The sequence below is a fragment of the Segatella copri genome, assembly GCF_019127135.1.
GTDB lineage: Bacteria > Bacteroidota > Bacteroidia > Bacteroidales > Bacteroidaceae > Prevotella.
In genome coordinates this window covers 1-405 of record NZ_JAHOEA010000201.1, presented here as the reverse complement: position 1 = coordinate 405, position 405 = coordinate 1, and the positions used below count along the sequence as shown (strand labels likewise).

Annotated in this window: 1 protein-coding gene; it reads left to right on the top strand. The window is 36.0% G+C overall.

Annotation, left to right across the window (positions count from 1 at the left end; all coding sequences use genetic code 11):
• On the top strand, positions 1-197 hold a 197-nt coding region (locus KSW37_RS15860), incomplete at its 5' end, for a hypothetical protein (RefSeq protein ID WP_217315408.1).
• Positions 198-405: the final 208 nt, after the last annotated feature.

Here is a 405-nt window from a genome sequence, read left to right as displayed (position 1 = left end):
GTAGCCGCCTCCTTTTATCAAGAGCCTCAGATTTCGAAAGATTTCTGAGGCTTTTTTGTTTTCATGCAGTTCTGCTTTCTTATCGCCCAGTTTTTTCCACAGATAAATGGGCGCAGCTCCTTTTACCTTTTTACTCTTTTACCTTTTTACCTTTTATAGTTCCTTTTACTTTTTTACCTTTATATGTATTTTCATAGTCTACACTATCGTTTTTCTCACAAAAATGATGGTGAATCTTCTTTAGTGATCTTTATGTATAAAATGTTAATGAATTGTGGATTTTACATTTATAAAATCAGCAAAATTACGTACTAAAATGTTTCTTTCCACCAAAAAGTTGCGAAAATTCCCCCCCCCAGCCCGTCCGAGAACGGCCGTTTTGGGGTGTATCACATAGGGTAGAAC